Raw genomic sequence first — 16,555 nt, 5'->3', positions numbered from 1 at the left:
GGTTTCACAGTTATGTAAAAAAATAAACATGGATACATCGATAAAAAAGGGAAAGCCGCTTAACCAGTAAGCGGCTATAAAATTATTCTCCTAACGCTTCTTTACGCAGCTGTTCCGCTTTGTCTGTACGCTCCCACGGAAGGTCAACATCGTGGCGTCCAAAGTGGCCGTACGCAGCAGTCTGTTTGTAGATCGGACGGCGTAAATCAAGCATTTTGATAATGCCGGCAGGTCGTAAATCAAAGTTATTGCGAACAACTTCAATCAGTTTTTCCTCTGAAGCTTTTCCGGAACCAAATGTATTGATTGAGATGGACACAGGCTGTGCAACACCGATCGCGTAAGCAAGCTGCACTTCACATGAATCTGCAAGCTCAGCCGCAACGATGTTTTTCGCAACGTATCTTGCAGCATAAGCAGCTGAACGGTCTACTTTCGTCGCATCTTTACCAGAAAACGCGCCGCCGCCGTGACGTGCGTAGCCGCCGTACGTATCAACGATGATTTTACGTCCTGTAAGCCCTGCATCCCCTTGAGGTCCTCCGATGACGAAACGGCCTGTAGGGTTAATGAAGTATTTTGTTTCTTCATCAATTAATTCTTCAGGAACAACCGGATTGATGACATGTTCTTTAATATTGCGCTGAATTTGCTCAAGCGTAATTTCAGGATGGTGCTGAGTTGAAATAACAATCGCGTCAATGCGGACAGGTTTGTTATTTTCATCATACTCAACCGTTACCTGTGTTTTGCCGTCAGGGCGAAGGTAAGGAAGAACATCTTCTTTACGCACTTCACTCAAGCGGCGGGCTAGTTTATGAGCAAGTGAAATCGGAAGAGGCATAAGCTCTTTCGTTTCGTTGCACGCATAACCGAACATTAAACCTTGGTCACCCGCTCCGATTGCTTCGATTTCTTCGTCGCTCATTGTGCCTTCACGGGCTTCAAGTGCTTGGTCTACACCCATTGCAATATCAGCAGACTGCTCGTCAATTGATGTCAGGACCGCACATGTTTCCGCATCAAATCCGTATTTTGCACGTGTGTATCCGATTTCTTTAATCGTTTCACGAACTGTTTTTGGAATGTCAACATACGTAGAAGTTGTGATTTCTCCGCTGACAAGAACCAGCCCAGTTGTCACAGACGTTTCACAAGCAACACGCGCGTTAGGGTCTTTCTTTAAAATTTCATCTAAGATGCTGTCAGAAATCTGGTCACAGATTTTATCCGGATGCCCCTCCGTAACAGATTCTGATGTAAATAAACGACGATTTTTACTCATGATTTGCTTCCTCCTGCACAAGGCCTCCCGAAAGACCTTATATATATGATACGGAACTCGCTCCCTCTTATACAATGTTACGTTTATATTAGAGATGTTAATTGGCATATTTATGAAATAAAAAAACCTTTTCCGTTCGAGGAAAGGGTTTGGTCTTTGTGCCTTTCACTCTTATCGCTCAAGGAATCATTCAACCTTGCATCAGGTTAGCACCTTGGTTGTCTCACGCAGTTTGAACATAATGAATAATAGAGAAACCGGTTGCTGGGCTTCATAGGGCCTGTCCCTCCGCCAGCTCGGGATAAGAGTATCCGCTCAATGAAATATCTTATCGTAAAAGGGTTTGCAATGTCAATATGAATCAGGAGAAATAGACGCCTTTATTGCGGAAAACAATGGAAGTGCACACACAAAAAACGATAAATAGTATAGACTATTTGAAAATATATGTTATACTAATTCACAATTAGCAAAACACAAATAAAATGATAAAGGAAGGTTTCTTATGAACTCAGTTGATTTAACCGCTGATTTGCAAGCCTTATTAACAAGTCCTAATGTGCAGCATAATTTATCTGCAGCTCAGCTTACAGAAAAAGTACTTTCCCGTAACGAAGGCATTTTGACATCCACGGGTGCTGTCCGGGCGACCACAGGCGCTTACACTGGACGTTCGCCGAAAGATAAATTCATTGTAGAAGAAGCAAGCACAAAGAGTAAGATCGATTGGGGTCCGGTGAATCAGCCTATTTCCGAGGAAGCATTTGACCGGCTGTACACGAAAGTTGTCAGCTATCTGAAACAACGAGATGAGCTGTTTGTTTTCGAAGGATTTGCCGGTGCTGATGAAAAATACAGACTGCCGATCACGGTCGTTAATGAATTTGCATGGCACAATTTATTTGCCAGACAGCTGTTTATCCGTCCTGAAGACAATGATAAAAAAACAGTCGAACAGCCGTTTACCATTCTTTCCGCTCCGCATTTCAAAGCGGACCCAAAAACAGACGGCACACATTCAGAAACCTTTATTATTGTTTCTTTCGAAAAGCGGACGATTTTAATCGGCGGAACGGAGTATGCCGGAGAAATGAAAAAATCGATTTTCTCCATCATGAATTTCCTGCTGCCGGAACGAGATATTTTATCCATGCATTGCTCCGCCAATGTCGGTGAAAAAGGCGATGTCGCGCTTTTCTTCGGACTGTCGGGCACAGGAAAGACCACCCTTTCGGCGGATGCTGACCGGAAACTGATCGGTGATGATGAACACGGCTGGTCGGACACTGGTGTCTTCAATATCGAAGGCGGGTGCTATGCCAAGTGCATTCATTTAAGCGAAGAAAAAGAACCGCAGATTTTTAAAGCGATTCGGTTTGGATCCGTTCTCGAAAATGTTGTTGTAGATGAAGATACGCGTGAAGCCAATTACGATGATTCCTTCTATACAGAAAACACACGTGCCGCTTACCCGATTCATATGATCGACAACATTGTGTCTCCAAGCATTGCGGGCCACCCGTCAGCGATTGTATTTTTGACGGCTGATGCATTCGGCGTTCTGCCGCCAATCAGCAAGCTGACGAAGGAGCAGGCTATGTACCACTTCTTAAGCGGTTATACGAGTAAACTAGCCGGAACCGAACGCGGCGTCACGTCTCCTGAGACGACATTCTCCACATGCTTCGGTTCACCGTTCCTTCCGCTCCCGGCTCATGTATATGCGGAAATGCTCGGCAAAAAGATCGACGAACACGGCGCAGACGTTTACCTTGTCAACACAGGCTGGACCGGCGGCGGCTATGGCACAGGGGAACGCATGAAGCTTTCATACACACGGGCGATGGTAAAAGCAGCGATTGAAGGCAAATTAGAAAATGTACAAATGACCACTGACGATATTTTCGGCCTGCACATCCCGGTTCATGTTCCAGGTGTTCCCGATCACATCCTTCTGCCGGAAAACACGTGGAATAACAAAGAGGAATACAGAGAAAAGGCTGCGTATCTGGCAAACGAATTCAAAGAAAACTTCAAAAAGTTCACAAATACAGATGCCATTGCGCAAGCAGGCGGGCCTCTCGTTTAAAAAGCAAAAGCCAAGAGCAATTAAGTGCTCTTGGCTTGTTTTAATTGACTGTATGCAAGGAAGTCAGCTTGTACGTAATGATTGTCCGCCCGTCTGTCCATTCAAGCTTCTGCACTTCAGCTGTGCCTGACTTTTCACCAAACTTTGTTTTGCTCACATCCATCGGAATCTCCATCGGATAAATGCGATACCCGTCTTTCTCTAATCTGAATATATTTTCATCTATGCGAACTTCTTTTCCTTTTGTCACAATTAATGTATTAAATTCCACAGGCATTCCCAAATTGAAATCCCCTTTCGTTCTCTTTTTTCTATATCATAACATATTTCACCGTCAGCGGTTTTTCATCCACTGCGTGAGCTGCCGCACAATACGCCGGTTTTCCTTCGGCGGAAAATAATGTGTGAATGTACTGTAATACCACGTCTCTACAGGCTTGTGCAGCTGTTTTAATTTCTCCTCAAATAAATAGGAATGCTGAATGGAAACGTTTTGATCTTTTTCTCCGTGAATTAATAAAACGGGTGCTTCAATTTTGTTCACTTGGTCAAAGGGTGTTCGCCATTTGTATTCGTCAGGCACTTTTTTCGGCGTTCCCCCAATTACTCTTTTCATCATTCTTCGTAAATCCTGCCGCTCTTCATATGTAAGAATCATATCACTGACGCCTCCCCACGAAACGAATGAAGCCGCATGCCGTCCCATTTCAATCGCAGTAAGCATTCCCATTATGCCGCCTCGGGAGAAACCGAAGATATGAATTCTGCCCTTTTTTACTTGAGGATGCTGCTGAAGCAGGCGAAAAGCAGAAAAAGCATCCTCTCTGTCTTCTCCTGCAAAATCCTCGTCGCCTTCTCCTCCCTGGTTCCCCCTGTAAAATGGGGCAAATACAACAAATCCTTGGGACGCAAACTGGATAATTCGGCCCGGTCTGACCATTCCAACGCTCTTGATGCCGCCGCGCAGATATAAAAATCCGTCATATCGCCCAGGTGCCGCCGGCTCCGCCAGCAGCCCTTTCACTTTTAAGCCATTTGAAAGGTAGCAGATGGAATACAAGCGCACATGCTTGCTCGGCGACGGAAATCTTCTTTTCTCAACAATCAATGCGCCCGCCTCCTTTTTCTTTATTCTTTCCTGTCTTTAAAAATAAATCCTGTCACGCCGAATTAGGCATTCACACATTTTTATACCCATCATACGATATGTAAAGCAAAAAAGGATATTAACTTGATGCTAAATAAGGAGGTTGTCATGTGAACAAATGGTTAAGGCTGGGCTGTTTCTGCGTTTGCAGTGTGTTTCTCATCATTGCCCTGAGTGCTTGCAAGCAGGAAGAAACACTCACGAAAGTAAAAGTAGCCGAAGTGACCCATTCCATTTTTTATGCACCTTTATATGTTGCAGAATCTAAAGGCTTTTTCAAGGATGAAGGCCTTGATGTCGACGTCAATACGACCTGGGGCGGCGACAAAACGATGACTTCGCTTCTTTCAAACGGCTCGGACATTGCGCTTGTCGGATCAGAAACATCCATTTATGTCAAAGCGCAAGGAGCTAAAGACCCTGTCATTAACTTCGCACAGCTGACACAGACAGACGGAACGTTCCTTGTCGCAAGGGAAGATGCCGAAAATTTCAACTGGGACCAGCTGAAAGGGAAGACGTTTCTCGGCCAGAGGAAAGGCGGTATGCCGCAAATGGTCGGCGAGTATGTGCTGAATCAACATCACATTGACCCGCATAAGGATATTGACCTTATCCAAAACATAGACTTCGCCAATATATCCAATGCCTTTGCTTCTGGAACCGGTGATTATGTCCAGCTTTTTGAGCCAACTGCTTCACTCTTTGAGAAAGAAGGCATTGGTCACATCGTTGCTTCGTTCGGAGAAGAATCAGGCCAGGTTCCTTATACGACATTTATGGCAAAACAAAGCTATTTAAAGAAAAACGAAGATACAGCCGTCAAATTTACGAGAGCTATTTATAAAGCCCAGCAGTGGATAGGTAAACACTCAGCAAAGGACATTACAGAAGCGATTAAAAATGAATTTGACGATACAGATCCAGATGTCATCGAAATGTCCATCGAACGCTACAAAAAACAACATTCGTATTCTCCAGACCCGCTTCTCAACGAAAAAGAATGGGAACTGCTCCAAACAATTATGGATCAGTCAGGTGAACTGCCAAAGCATATTCCATACAGTGAACTTGTGAACAAACAAATCGCCGAAAAAGTCACCTCAGAAAAATAGGAGGCGCCATCTATGTCTTTTTTACATGTCGACCATGTAACCCATACTTATTTTTCTATGAAAGAAAAAACGACGGCCGTACAAGACATTCATTTCGATGCCGATAAAGGCGATTTCATCTCATTTCTCGGTCCCAGCGGCTGCGGAAAAACAACACTGCTTTCTATAATTGCAGGCCTGATCGAACCTTCGGAAGGCAGAGTTCTGATTGAAGGCCGTGAGCCGAATCAAAAAGAACATAACATTGGCTACATGCTTCAGCAGGATTACTTATTTCCCTGGAAATCCATTGAGGAAAATGTGCTCCTCGGTTTGAAAATCGCCGACACACTTACTGAAGAAAACAAGGCCGCAGCACTCGGTCTTTTGCCGGAGCTGGGTCTCGTTGATGTTGAAAAGAAATATCCTAAGGAGCTGTCAGGCGGGATGAGGCAGCGGGCCGCTCTAGCAAGAACTCTTGCACCAAATCCAAGTCTGCTTTTGCTTGATGAGCCATTTTCCGCGCTTGATTTTCAGACGAAGCTGTCTTTGGAAAACCTCGTTTTCCGCACATTAAAGGAGTATCAAAAAACAGCGGTGCTTGTCACTCATGATATAGGGGAAGCGATTGCGATGAGTGATACTATCTTTTTATTTTCTAATCAGCCGGGCACCATTCATCAAATTTTTACAATCCCTAGAGAATTGGCTGCGATGATGCCTTTTGACGCCCGTCAGGAGCCATCCTTCCAGACGCTGTTTCAGACGATATGGAAGGAGTTGAATTCTCTTGAGAAACAGCAAAGAAACAATTGATATGCTTCATGAGCAATTTCAATTCAAACAGAAAAAAGAGAAATGGAATGTGCATTCTTTTCAGCTTGCGATATTTATCCTCTTTTTCTCCGGATGGGAAATCGCAAGCAGACAGGGCTGGATTGATCCTCTGATCTTCAGCTCGCCGTCAGCCGTGTGGCGTTTACTGATTGAAAAGCTTGCTGACGGCTCATTGCTGTCGCATATCGGCGTTACTTTATTTGAGACGGTGCTTGGCTTTTTACTGGGGACTTTCCTAGGCACGTGTCTTGCCGCGTTGTTATGGTGGTCCAATCGGCTTGCCAGAATATTAGATCCATATCTGGTCATTTTAAATGCTATGCCGAAAGTGGCGCTCGGGCCTATCCTGATTGTCGCGCTCGGTCCCGGCTTTGTCAGCATTATCGCGATGGGAGCGGTCATTAGCGTCATTATTACAACCATCGTCGTTTATACCGCCTTTCAAGAGGTGGATGAGAACTATATTAAAGTAATGAAAACATTCGGCGCAAACAAGTGGGTTATTTTTAAAGAAGCGATTCTTCCCGCATCTTCGCCCGCTATTATTTCAACATTGAAGGTAAACGTCGGTTTATCGTGGGTTGGTGTCATCGTAGGCGAATTTCTTGTTTCAAAGGTCGGATTAGGATACATGATTATTTACGGATTCCAAGTCTTCAATTTTACACTCGTCTTCTTAAGCTTGTTGATTATTGCTATATTTGCCACTCTGATGTATCAGGGCGTAGAACTGTTAGAAAAGAAATGGACGAAGGGCAGAACATAAAAAACCCGGCAGATAGCCGGGTTTTTAGTTGATCCATCCCGCTTCTTTCAGCTTTTTCAAACTGATGGGAAGCACAGAATCCTTCATAATAAAGCTGAATTTTTTATTACGGGGCAGGTTTTCCGGAAGTTCTTGAAACAGAACCGGTCCTTTCGTTTCAAAGTAATCGGCTTGCTTTTCAAGCTTCTCTATATCTGCAAAATATATATTTTTCACAATAACCTTTTCTTTTCCGAGAACTTTATACTGTCCGAGATACTTGAGGCTTTTCACTCTCGCCCCTGTTTCTTCCTTTACTTCTCGAAGCGCCGCCTCTTCCGCGCACTCCATCGGTTCCACTTTCCCGCCCGGAAACTCAAAGCCTCTGTCCTCATGTTCTGTCAAAAGCCATTTGTCACCAAAACGGCAGATGACCCAGACATGCTTCGGGCTGTCCGAAAAGGGCTGATTGTCAAAGGAGAGCTGAACAGTATTCTGATAATAATCTTTAAACTCGTACATGTTTATCCCTCAAATCCGTTCCTAGCTATCTTCCATACATCATACCACAGTTACGTTTCTTCGGTAGCTTTTTATCAAAAAATAAGGGAAACCCAGCGCGCCATCCGGATCTGAAACGTTAGACCAGCTCGTACAGCTTTCAGCCCCAACTCTTGTTAAAATGTGTAAATGACTGACGCTCTGGGCTTTATTATGACCCGCGAACAGTTAAAAGTTACGGTTTGCGTCTGAATTTATTTTTTAGCGTTTCTAATAGATCCACAAGCATTTCCGGAACGGGTATACCGAGAGAGCTGGCTGTCACAACAATTTGCACAGATTCATAAAGAATATAAAACATAATGGCCAAGTCACGTATCGATCCCTGTGTATTTAGCAGCTGGTCAAAAAAGTGGCAGACAGAGATCAGAGCCAACGTAACTAATTTTTTGACAAAACGGGCAAAAACCTTCTTTAACACCAGTTTGTGAATAATTGTTTCCTTCAAGGTCGTACTGATAAATTCAATTGCCATAAGAGACAGCAATATGAGGAATGAGTACTGAAAACCTCCGAAGAAAAACCCCGCTGCTGAAACGCTGACTGCAATTAACGAAAAGATGCCAAAGTCTCTATCCATTTATCCCAACATCCTTTCACAGAAACGGCCTTACCATATTCTATGGAAAGCATGCCGAACGGATTGGATTTTTCAGAAAAATGGACTAGTTGTCGCCTATTTTTGCGAGCAAAACAAAAACCGGACATCTTCACAAGATATCCGGCCTTTCTTTTCTATTATCCAAGGTAAGCTTTCAGCATCCAGTTATGTTTTTCAATATTTTGATGAATTGCAAGAAGCATGTCCCCTGTTGTTTCGTCTCCGACCTCGTCGGCTAAGTCCATGCCGCTTTTCAGTTCTTCCGCGATAACTGTAAAATCATCATACACACTCTGAACCATTTGTTCTGCTGTTTCGTTTCCGTTCGCTTCTTTTACTGAAGCTGTTTCCAAAGATTCTTTCATTGTCGCGATCGGTTTTCCGTTCAAAGCCAAAAGACGCTCTGCCAAATCATCAATATAAGTTGCAGTCTCGTTATAAAGCTCCTCAAATTTTTCATGAAGTGTAAAGAAATCTTTTCCTTTTACATACCAGTGATAATTATGTAGTTTCACATACATGACTGTCCAGTTAGCTACTTGTTTGTTCACGGCTTGAATTAATTGTTCTGACATATTATCGTCCTCCTTGTTTATATTAAGTGTATACCCTTCATATCGTACGCTAAAACCTTTATTTTACCCGTCTGACACAATGTCTTCCACTATGTTACAATTATTGAAAACGGGAGGTGGAATCATGACGCTTCTCATCACGATAAGTATTCTGATTGTGCTGGCTGTTTTGCTCATAAGCGTTTGGACGACTGTAAAAGCCTATAATGTAAAGCACACGATTGACCCTCCTCAAGAAGGAAATGCTCCCGATTCAGATCCAAAAGGTCAATGATGGTGTGATTGATCTTCTTCAGGTTTCTTGATGGCAGCATCGGCGTCTCCGACTTGGACTTTTAAGGTCGGCATGCTGTGCTGTTTTTTTGCAGTTACATGAGATTGTACAGTGTATACGCCATCTTCCTTAAACTCCGTCTCCAATCGGTATACGCCATCTTCCTGTTTGGCTTTAAACATCTTGCTGTCATTTTTTTCTCCGTCTTTCCATACCTCAAATTCCACTTCATCAGCATCTGTCACCGCTTCATCTCCGTAAGAAACCGCCGCTTCATAAGCAGCATGCTCTCCCGGCTTCACTTTTTCCGGTCCGGTGAGTTTTACATCTAATACTTCAGGCGTCTCAGCTGCTGTATGTGCTTTGTTCTCCTCTGATCCGCACCCATTCAATAAAAAAACAGCAGAAAAAAGTACTGCAGCGACCATCTTTTTCATTCCATCACCCTTTTCGTGTTTACCTCAATAGTAGCAAACGCTTACAGCAAATGGTATACAAAATCTGCACCGTCACAAAAAAGACCTTTTTGCCCGAAAGCAAAAAGGTCTTTTTTCTATTTAGCCAAATACTTTTAGCAATTCTTCTTTATCCTGTGACAGCCAGAAACGCATCAAACGTTTTGCGCCTTCCAGGTCATGAAGCTTCGCCTGGCCGCACTGCTTTTCATTGGCAGCCGGAATTTCGGTAATTTCTACCGCTTCCTTCATTGTGTCTTCAAGCAGATCAACGATTTCCGCAGGAGTCGGCTCTCCGCTGACAACAAGATAGTATCCGGTTTGGCAGCCCATTGGTGAAATATCAATAATATCAAAATGATCATATTTCTCAGCATGAGTGCGAATCGTAAACGCAAGCAAATGCTCGAGGGTATGGATTGTATCAGGCTTCATTGCCTGTTTATTCGGCTGGCAAAAACGAATATCAAATTTATTTACAACGCCGTCTGTTCCTACTTTATGCACACCGCAATGTCTTACGTATGGGGCAACAACAGCATTATGATCAAGTTCAAAACTTTCTACTGAAGGCATAATGGCACTCTCCCTTTTTTAAAAATGTATATTTATTATAACATACCTTTCCGATAAGAATTATCGAATAACTTTTCAAACCGCGTTATTTTTTTTATACTTGGATCAGAAAGGTTGCTGAAGACCCATGAAAACCATATTTATTGCTCTGATCAGAGGGTACCAAAAATTCATCTCGCCGCTGACGCCGCCAACATGCCGCTTTTATCCGACTTGTTCACAATATGGAATCGAAGCCATTAAAACGCACGGCGCCCTTAAAGGCGGATGGCTGACTCTCATACGGATTTTAAAATGCCATCCATTTCATCCGGGCGGTGTCGACCCCGTCCCAGAAAAAAAGCGCAAAGATTAATCGTTATAGCCATTTACGACAACATCCAGTTTTCCTGTCTCAGGATTAATGACTAAACCATGGACAGGCACAGTTTCCGGGAACAGCGGATGATGTTTAATGACGTCCACGCTGTCTTTTACGCTCGCTTCTACTGAATCGAAGCTTTTAAACCATTGATCAAAGTCGACTCCGGAGTATTTCAATGTTTCGATGCGTTCTTCCGGTATTCCTCTTTCCTTTATTTTATTGAGCATGCTTTCGCTGCTGATTTTGCTCATGCCGCAATCGTGGTGTCCGATTACACAGACTTCATCGGCGTTCAGTTCGTACACTGCTACCAGTAAACTTCTCATAATGCTTCCGAACGGGTGAGTGACAAGCGCACCGGCACTTTTTATAATTTTGATGTCACCATTTCGCATATTCATCGCATGCGGCAGCAATTCAACCAAACGAGTGTCCATGCAAGAAAGAATTGCCATTTTTTTATCCGGGAATTTTGATGTTTGATACTTTTCATAATCTCTATGTTCAATAAAAGTTTTATTAAATTCAAGAATATCATTGAGAAGACTCATAGCGGTATTCCTTTCCGGTCTTTTTTCTCCAATATATCACAGCCTCTGCCTTTCGTCATCCTACCGGCATGATGTTGAGACCAGAAAAAAAGGCATGCCCTGCGGCTGCCTCATTTTCCCATGTTGTATCTTTTGTTGAACTGCTCGACTCTTCCGCCTTTTTCATTGAATTTCTGGCGGCCTGTATAAAATGGATGAGTATCAGAGCTTACCTCTACTTTAATAACCGGATATGTGTTTCCATCTTCCCACTCCGCTGTTTCTTCCGATGTTTTGGTAGACCTGCTCAAAAAGCGGTATCCGCTGTTTACATCCTGAAATATTACTTTGTGATTCTTTGGATGAATTCCTTCCTTCATGTCTATCTCTCCTTATTAAATCGTAATAATTACGTTTTATTTTATAACCTAACAAACATTTTGTCAATCTCCTTACATGTTTCCCGATCTTTCGCTTCATAAACCTCAAGCTTTTAAGAACAGGAAGAATAATCTAACCGAGGAAGCAAATAATAAACCCATATTACATACAGATCGTTTTGTGAAAGGTGGTTTATTATTGTGGATGATTTAGTTTTGGCTAGGAGTCTTTTTGGTACGACAATGGGCTTTCATATCATTTTCGCAACCTTGGGAGTCGGTCTGCCGCTCATGATTTTAATAGCTGAATTGATCTATCAAAAAACGAAGGATGACCATTATGCCATCATGGCGAAGAGATGGACGAAAGCACAGGCTGTTTTGCTGGGGGTCGCCATTCCGACCGGAACCATTGCCGGTACTCAGCTCGCGCTTTTATGGCCGGGTTTTATGGAAGTCGTCGGCCGGGTCATGTCGCTGCCATTCCAAATTGAAATCTACGCTTTTTTTATCGAAGCCCTTTTTATGTCGATTTATGTATATGCCGCAGACCGTTTATCGCCGGTTATGAGGATTATCGCTGTTGTTTTTGTGCTGATCGGGGCCGCGGCGTCCGCCATTCTGATCACGAATGTCCATGCCTTTGAAGGAACACCGGCCGGATTTAAAATGACAAACGGGAAGATAACTGATGTTGATCCGTGGGCCGCGTTTTTTAACCCAAGCTTTTTTGTAACCGCCGGCCATGTCGTTCTGTCTGCGTTCATGACAGGAGCCTTTATCGTTGCTTCTGTTGCCGCATACAAAATGATCCGGTCCAGAAAAAAAGAAAACGTCTATCGCTTTCACCGTAAAGCCCTGCTGCTCGCGCTGACGGTCGGCGGTATCTTTTCATTGATAACAGCCTTAAACGGCCATGAATCAGCACAAATGCTGCATGAATATCAGCCGGAAAAGCTCGCCGGAGCAGAGGGCCTTTTTGAAACAAGATCCCATGCCCCGCTTGCAATCGGAGGATTTACCGATCCGGAGGAGGAAAAAGTGAAATGGGCAATCGAGATTCCGTGGGCATTAAGCTTTTTGGCAGCCAACAGTTTTGACACCGTTGTAAAAGGATTAAATGCGTTTCCGAGAGACGAATGGCCGCCGCTTTTTATTCACACGTTATTTAATGCGATGGTCGGTGTCGGAATGCTTCTTATTCTTTATTCCATTATCGGTGTCGTCTGGAGAAAAGTATTAAAGAAAGATCGTTTTCCAACCTGGCTGCTGGTGATTTTCATGACAGCCGGTCCTCTCAGCATGATTGGTATTGAATTTGGCTGGATTTTCGCATGTACGGGGAGACAGCCGTGGGTCATCTATCATCTGCTGAAGACATCAGATGTTGTCACGACGACAGGCTCGATCGGAGTGCTTTTCCTGTTTTTCACCTTCGTTTACGCCGTGTTGGGCGCAGCTGTCGTTTATGTACTGCTTTACTATTTCAAAAAGCACCCTGTGGATGAGGATTTAAATACGGCGGAGTCTTAATAGCTTCGCAAGCAGGAAACTAAATGGAAGGAAGATCGACAAATGGACATTTCAACGGACGCTCTGATCGCCATCTCAATTATTTGGGGTTTTGTGTTTATTTACGCCGTCATGGCCACAATGGATTTCGGGGCGGGATTTTGGTCTATGATCTACTTAAACAAGGAGCATATGAAGGCGACTGATATCGCAAATCGCTTTCTGTCGCCGACTTGGGAGGTCACTAACGTCTTTATCGTGGCCATTGTCGTTGCGCTTTTCAGCTTTTTTCCAGGTGCAACGTTTGTGCTCGGAACTGTTTTATTAATTCCCGGCAGCATTATTTTATTGCTTTTAGCAATCCGAAGCGGTTTTCTCGTTTTTTCAAACACAGCGAAGGAAAGGAAATTGCTCAGATATATTTCCGGCATCTCCGGTTTTATTATTCCCGCTGTTCTGATTTTGGTTCTTCCGGTGACACATGGTGGATTTATCGAAAGCACAGACGGGGTATACAGCTTGAATATGTCTACCATTTTGACAAGCCCAAACGCCTATTCATTCATAGGGTTTGCGATTTTAAGCACTTTATTTTTATCCTCTCTGCTGCTGGCGGATGTTTCGAATGTGGCTGAGGAACAGGACGCCTACACGGCATACAGAAAAAGCGCCTTAATCACCGGTCCGATTTCGCTCCTATTTGCCATATGCATTATGCTAACGATGCGGAATGAAGCAAACTGGCTTTATACTGGAATGATGAATGATTTTTCCTGGATTATTGCATCGTTTATTACATTCATCATCGCAGGCATAGCTCTTTTTCTCCCTAACAAAAGCTTCGGCAAAAAGATTGGGAAACCCAGACTGGCGCTTGTCGCGATTGCGATACAGTATTTTCTGGCAAGCTACGCGTACGGCCGCGCCCACCTCCCTTATATGATTTATCCTGACGTGACGATCATGTCCGGTTTCACCGAGCCCGCCACGTTCAGAGCGCTGTTTATGACATATATCGTTGCATTCATTATCCTCTTCCCGGGCTTCTATTTCTTCTGGAAGCTGTTTATGAAGGATAAACGGTATATCCGCCAGCAGGAGGAATAGGGCCCAAGCCCACCGGCTATACTAAGCTTGAACCTTTATAAGGAGGGGATGGCATGGACCAGAAAATCCTATGCGAGGTCAACAACTGTTCTTATTGGGACAAAGGCAACAGATGCACAGCCGATGCCATTTATGTTGTCAGCCATACTGGCGAGACTGCCGAAAACAGCCGGGAAACAGACTGCAAAACGTTTAAACCACAAGATTTGTAAAAATGAAAAGAAAGAGCTGGCATTAGACAGCTCTTTCTTTTTGTGTTTTGAGCGTTCTCATCTTTTTCGTCATCACTCCGTTTGATGGCGAAAATAAAAAGGCACCAGCATAAAAAAACCCTGTCATTGCCGCCATCGCTCCGGAAATGGAAACATTGAGCCATGTTGCGCAGATATAGCCCAATAGAGCTGACAGCCCTCCGATGACCGCGCTGATAATCAGCATATAAAGCAGCCGGTCCGTTAATAAATGGGCAGCAGCAGGCGGTACAATCAGCATCGCCACAACCAATATGGCGCCGACCGAATCAAAGGAGGCAACGGTCGTTAGCGACAGCATACCCATCTGGAGGTAATGAATCAGCATAACCGGTATCCCGATGGCCAAAGCCATTTGCGGATCAAACGAAGCAATTTTAAACTCCTTATAACACACACTGACCATCGTTATGTTGATAAGCAGCACAGCAACCAGCATCCAAAACGCTTTTGGCCCGATGTCCACTCCGAATATCGTGACCGTATTCCATGGCACAAAAGCGATTTCTCCCATTAGCGAATGTTCAATATCGAGATGGACATTCGCTCCATATACTGATAACAAAATGACACCAACTGCAAATAAGGAGGTAAAAACAACTCCTATGGCGGCATCTGATTGAACCCCTTTGCTGTGAAGAAGCTGTACCAAAAATGCTGTTAACAGTCCCGACACGGCTGCACCGATGAACATAGGAATCCCGTCCAGGCTTTTTGTCACAAGAAAAGCACCAACAATTCCAAGCAAAACAGTATGGCTGATGGCATCGGCCAGCATTGCCATTCTCCTTAATACAAGAAAAGTACCGATCAACGCACAGCTGACACCGACTAGTATGCCCGTCGCTATAATCCACGCTTCAAAGCTCATTGGCAATCTTCCCCTTTTCGATTCCAGGGTATGGCTGACGGAGCTCAGGCATCCTGCCATGCAGCTTCAAAAGTGAAAGAAGTCTATCTCTTGTGGCCTCCGGCAACCGGTCCGGCACAAAATCATCCTGATCCGCATCTGCATTTTCCATATCCATTTCATGCATGAGGTACATTTCATACATCCGATATTTTAAAGCTGTAAGATAACCTTTTTCTATCCCAGCCTGTGTCACTTGCCAAATACCGTTTCCAATCCGCACGACGCACCTCTCTTTTTCCAAATCTCCCAAAACTTTATGACATAATGAAGGTGAAAGCCGCCTCTTCTTTCGTACACTTTCCTCTTTTACATATATTTTATTATGTTCATACTGCTCAAAAATCGTTAGAAGCACCTGCTCCCGGTTTGTTTTTCTTCGCAGCCTTATTAATCTTATCCCTTTAGCAGCCAATCCCCGCTTAGGTGCGCAAATCATTGAAAAAAGAAAAATGATCGACGCCGATAAAATCATCAAAGGCCCTGTCGCCATGCCCTCCATTGTTGTGCTCAGCAACGTTCCGGACACGCCGCTCATCCCGCCTGCCATCCCGGCAATTATGATCATGCCCGTTAAACGCTCGGTCCAATATCTTGCGGCAATCGCAGGAGTAATGAGCATAGCTGCCATTAAGATAACACCTACAGTTTGAAGCCCTATCACAACAGCGCAGACAATGAGACAGGCCAATAGTCCGTTTAAAAAACGCACTGGCAATCCCAATCCCTTTGCAAATGCGATATCAAAGGTAATGATTTTAAATTCCTTAAAAAAGACCGTACAAAGCAGCAATAAAACGGCGGATACTCCCGCAATAAGAATGATATCCTGTCTGACTAATGAAGCAGCCTGGCCGAACAGAAAGGAATCAAGTCCGCTTTGGCTTCCCGAGCCCAGCTGCTGAATATATGTCAGCAGTATAATGCCGACGCCAAAGAACACAGAGAGAACGATCCCGATTGCCGAGTCCTCTTTTGTTTTTGAAAGCCGCGGTATCAGCTGAATCATCCACGTTCCGAGAAGCCCTGCAAGCGCCGCGCCGAGCAAAAAGAAAGGGAGCGATTTTTCTCCGGTGAACAGAAAAGCGAGACACACACCCGGCAGGGCAGAATGGGCCATCGCATCTCCGATTAAACTTTGTTTTCTAAGCAGCACAAAGCTCCCCAACACGCCGCTTGCTGCGCCGAGCAAAAGCGTCCCAGCCAACACCCACTGTGTATTCGGATGCTGGAGCTGCAGCCACAAACTTTCTATCAATGCG

At 44.2% G+C, this 16,555-nt stretch carries 21 protein-coding genes and 1 riboswitch; of the genes, 9 read left to right on the top strand and 12 right to left on the bottom strand.

Annotation, left to right across the window (positions count from 1 at the left end):
* Positions 1 to 82: 82 nt before the first annotated feature.
* Complete coding sequence (gene metK, locus LJF29_RS00260) at positions 83 to 1,285, bottom strand: methionine adenosyltransferase (RefSeq protein ID WP_010331578.1); 1,203 nt, start codon at positions 1,283 to 1,285, stop codon at positions 83 to 85.
* A 168-nt stretch (positions 1,286 to 1,453) separates the two neighbouring features.
* Positions 1,454 to 1,593, bottom strand: a riboswitch (SAM riboswitch).
* Positions 1,594 to 1,790: 197 nt separating this feature from the next.
* Between metK and pckA the strand changes: the two genes are divergently transcribed.
* Positions 1,791 to 3,374, top strand: coding sequence for a phosphoenolpyruvate carboxykinase (ATP) (gene pckA / locus LJF29_RS00255; protein WP_229146407.1), 1,584 nt, complete (start codon positions 1,791 to 1,793; stop codon positions 3,372 to 3,374).
* 40 nt (positions 3,375 to 3,414) lie between these two features.
* Here the strand turns inward: pckA and LJF29_RS00250 are convergent, their stop codons facing one another.
* Both LJF29_RS00250 and LJF29_RS00245 read right to left on the bottom strand, forming a co-directional pair.
* Positions 3,415 to 3,657, bottom strand: a complete 243-nt coding sequence (locus tag LJF29_RS00250) for a DUF2584 domain-containing protein (protein WP_024122585.1) — start codon at positions 3,655 to 3,657, stop codon at positions 3,415 to 3,417.
* Positions 3,658 to 3,708: 51 nt separating this feature from the next.
* Entirely contained in the window at positions 3,709 to 4,482 is a 774-nt protein-coding gene (locus tag LJF29_RS00245; protein ID WP_229146406.1) for an alpha/beta hydrolase family protein, read from the bottom strand.
* A 149-nt stretch (positions 4,483 to 4,631) separates the two neighbouring features.
* On the opposite strand from LJF29_RS00245, the gene LJF29_RS00240 reads away from it, so the two are divergent.
* From LJF29_RS00240 to LJF29_RS00230, 3 genes are read left to right on the top strand one after another with little or no spacing between them, the layout of a single operon-like run.
* Complete coding sequence (locus LJF29_RS00240) at positions 4,632 to 5,636, top strand: ABC transporter substrate-binding protein (protein WP_010331582.1); 1,005 nt, start codon at positions 4,632 to 4,634, stop codon at positions 5,634 to 5,636.
* A gap of 12 nt (positions 5,637 to 5,648) precedes the next feature.
* On the top strand, positions 5,649 to 6,431 hold the full coding sequence (locus LJF29_RS00235; RefSeq protein WP_010331583.1) for an ABC transporter ATP-binding protein: 783 nt from the start codon (positions 5,649 to 5,651) through the stop codon (positions 6,429 to 6,431).
* The gene (locus LJF29_RS00230) at positions 6,406 to 7,218 is read left to right on the top strand and encodes an ABC transporter permease (protein ID WP_229146405.1); all 813 of its coding nucleotides are present in this window, start codon (positions 6,406 to 6,408) and stop codon (positions 7,216 to 7,218) included. Before LJF29_RS00235 ends, LJF29_RS00230 begins: the two co-directional genes overlap by 26 nt.
* 24 nt (positions 7,219 to 7,242) lie before the next feature.
* On the opposite strand, the gene ytkD is transcribed toward LJF29_RS00230, so the two are convergent.
* From ytkD to LJF29_RS00215, 3 genes are all read right to left on the bottom strand, one after another.
* Complete coding sequence (gene ytkD / locus LJF29_RS00225; protein ID WP_168748590.1) at positions 7,243 to 7,719, bottom strand: RNA deprotection pyrophosphohydrolase; 477 nt, start codon at positions 7,717 to 7,719, stop codon at positions 7,243 to 7,245.
* Between the two features lie 214 nt (positions 7,720 to 7,933).
* Positions 7,934 to 8,338, bottom strand: a complete 405-nt coding sequence (locus LJF29_RS00220) for a phage holin family protein (RefSeq protein WP_010331586.1) — start codon at positions 8,336 to 8,338, stop codon at positions 7,934 to 7,936.
* A gap of 158 nt (positions 8,339 to 8,496) precedes the next feature.
* On the bottom strand, positions 8,497 to 8,934 hold the full coding sequence (locus LJF29_RS00215; RefSeq protein WP_010331587.1) for a Dps family protein: 438 nt from the start codon (positions 8,932 to 8,934) through the stop codon (positions 8,497 to 8,499).
* 124 nt (positions 8,935 to 9,058) lie between these two features.
* Between LJF29_RS00215 and ytzI the strand changes: the two genes are divergently transcribed.
* On the top strand, positions 9,059 to 9,208 hold the full coding sequence (gene ytzI, locus LJF29_RS00210; protein WP_229146404.1) for a YtzI protein: 150 nt from the start codon (positions 9,059 to 9,061) through the stop codon (positions 9,206 to 9,208).
* Here ytzI and LJF29_RS00205 read toward each other — a convergent pair.
* Positions 9,202 to 9,645 (bottom strand): FixH family protein, encoded by a 444-nt coding sequence (locus tag LJF29_RS00205; protein ID WP_229146403.1) that lies wholly within the window; start codon positions 9,643 to 9,645, stop codon positions 9,202 to 9,204. The two genes, ytzI and LJF29_RS00205, sit on opposite strands and share 7 nt — an antisense overlap.
* A 120-nt stretch (positions 9,646 to 9,765) precedes the next feature.
* Positions 9,766 to 10,239: an S-ribosylhomocysteine lyase gene (locus tag LJF29_RS00200; protein WP_010331590.1), complete on the bottom strand. Its 474-nt coding sequence runs from the start codon at positions 10,237 to 10,239 to the stop codon at positions 9,766 to 9,768.
* 127 nt (positions 10,240 to 10,366) lie between these two features.
* On the opposite strand from LJF29_RS00200, the gene yidD reads away from it, so the two are divergent.
* Entirely contained in the window at positions 10,367 to 10,594 is a 228-nt protein-coding gene (yidD, locus tag LJF29_RS00195; RefSeq protein WP_010331591.1) for a membrane protein insertion efficiency factor YidD, read from the top strand.
* Here yidD and LJF29_RS00190 read toward each other — a convergent pair.
* A complete protein-coding gene (locus LJF29_RS00190) occupies positions 10,591 to 11,154 on the bottom strand; it encodes a beta-class carbonic anhydrase (protein WP_229146402.1) in 564 nt (187 codons plus the stop codon). The genes yidD and LJF29_RS00190 overlap by 4 nt on opposite strands.
* A 110-nt stretch (positions 11,155 to 11,264) precedes the next feature.
* Entirely contained in the window at positions 11,265 to 11,513 is a 249-nt protein-coding gene (locus tag LJF29_RS00185; RefSeq protein WP_010331593.1) for a type B 50S ribosomal protein L31, read from the bottom strand.
* A 201-nt stretch (positions 11,514 to 11,714) separates the two neighbouring features.
* Here LJF29_RS00185 and LJF29_RS00180 point away from each other — a divergent pair, with 201 nt between their 5' ends.
* Genes LJF29_RS00180 through LJF29_RS00170 form a run of 3 tightly spaced genes read left to right on the top strand, consistent with a single transcriptional unit; the run spans position 11,715 to position 14,344 of the window.
* Positions 11,715 to 13,046 (top strand): cytochrome ubiquinol oxidase subunit I, encoded by a 1,332-nt coding sequence (locus LJF29_RS00180; RefSeq protein WP_010331594.1) that lies wholly within the window; start codon positions 11,715 to 11,717, stop codon positions 13,044 to 13,046.
* Positions 13,047 to 13,088: 42 nt separating this feature from the next.
* On the top strand, positions 13,089 to 14,132 hold the full coding sequence (locus tag LJF29_RS00175; protein ID WP_168748592.1) for a cytochrome d ubiquinol oxidase subunit II: 1,044 nt from the start codon (positions 13,089 to 13,091) through the stop codon (positions 14,130 to 14,132).
* A gap of 53 nt (positions 14,133 to 14,185) precedes the next feature.
* A complete protein-coding gene (locus LJF29_RS00170) occupies positions 14,186 to 14,344 on the top strand; it encodes a DUF1540 domain-containing protein (protein WP_010331596.1) in 159 nt (52 codons plus the stop codon).
* 22 nt (positions 14,345 to 14,366) lie between these two features.
* Here LJF29_RS00170 and LJF29_RS00165 read toward each other — a convergent pair whose 3' ends face one another.
* Positions 14,367 to 15,254, bottom strand: a complete 888-nt coding sequence (locus LJF29_RS00165; RefSeq protein ID WP_229146401.1) for a metal ABC transporter permease — start codon at positions 15,252 to 15,254, stop codon at positions 14,367 to 14,369.
* A complete protein-coding gene (locus tag LJF29_RS00160; RefSeq protein WP_229146400.1) occupies positions 15,244 to 16,551 on the bottom strand; it encodes a metal ABC transporter permease in 1,308 nt (435 codons plus the stop codon). Before LJF29_RS00160 ends, LJF29_RS00165 begins: the two co-directional genes overlap by 11 nt.
* Positions 16,552 to 16,555: the final 4 nt, after the last annotated feature.

This window comes from Bacillus sp. LBG-1-113, from assembly GCF_020708615.1.
In the GTDB taxonomy this organism is placed as follows: Bacteria; Bacillota; Bacilli; order Bacillales; family Bacillaceae; genus Bacillus; species Bacillus mojavensis.
The sequence above is the reverse complement of the archived record's forward strand: the minus strand, read 5'-3'. Positions and strand labels throughout refer to the sequence as shown.

Coding starts and splice junctions, on each gene's coding strand:
- metK (WP_010331578.1), bottom strand. CDS start 1,285: ATGAGTAAAAATCGTCGTTTATTTACATCAGAATCTGTTACGGAGGGG.
- pckA (WP_229146407.1), top strand. CDS start 1,791: ATGAACTCAGTTGATTTAACCGCTGATTTGCAAGCCTTATTAACAAGT.
- LJF29_RS00235 (WP_010331583.1), top strand. CDS start 5,649: ATGTCTTTTTTACATGTCGACCATGTAACCCATACTTATTTTTCTATG.
- ytkD (WP_168748590.1), bottom strand. CDS start 7,719: ATGTACGAGTTTAAAGATTATTATCAGAATACTGTTCAGCTCTCCTTT.
- LJF29_RS00220 (WP_010331586.1), bottom strand. CDS start 8,338: ATGGATAGAGACTTTGGCATCTTTTCGTTAATTGCAGTCAGCGTTTCA.
- LJF29_RS00215 (WP_010331587.1), bottom strand. CDS start 8,934: ATGTCAGAACAATTAATTCAAGCCGTGAACAAACAAGTAGCTAACTGG.
- ytzI (WP_229146404.1), top strand. CDS start 9,059: ATGACGCTTCTCATCACGATAAGTATTCTGATTGTGCTGGCTGTTTTG.
- LJF29_RS00205 (WP_229146403.1), bottom strand. CDS start 9,645: ATGAAAAAGATGGTCGCTGCAGTACTTTTTTCTGCTGTTTTTTTATTG.
- LJF29_RS00200 (WP_010331590.1), bottom strand. CDS start 10,239: ATGCCTTCAGTAGAAAGTTTTGAACTTGATCATAATGCTGTTGTTGCC.
- yidD (WP_010331591.1), top strand. CDS start 10,367: ATGAAAACCATATTTATTGCTCTGATCAGAGGGTACCAAAAATTCATC.
- LJF29_RS00190 (WP_229146402.1), bottom strand. CDS start 11,154: ATGAGTCTTCTCAATGATATTCTTGAATTTAATAAAACTTTTATTGAA.
- LJF29_RS00185 (WP_010331593.1), bottom strand. CDS start 11,513: ATGAAGGAAGGAATTCATCCAAAGAATCACAAAGTAATATTTCAGGAT.
- LJF29_RS00175 (WP_168748592.1), top strand. CDS start 13,089: ATGGACATTTCAACGGACGCTCTGATCGCCATCTCAATTATTTGGGGT.
- LJF29_RS00170 (WP_010331596.1), top strand. CDS start 14,186: ATGGACCAGAAAATCCTATGCGAGGTCAACAACTGTTCTTATTGGGAC.
- LJF29_RS00165 (WP_229146401.1), bottom strand. CDS start 15,254: ATGAGCTTTGAAGCGTGGATTATAGCGACGGGCATACTAGTCGGTGTC.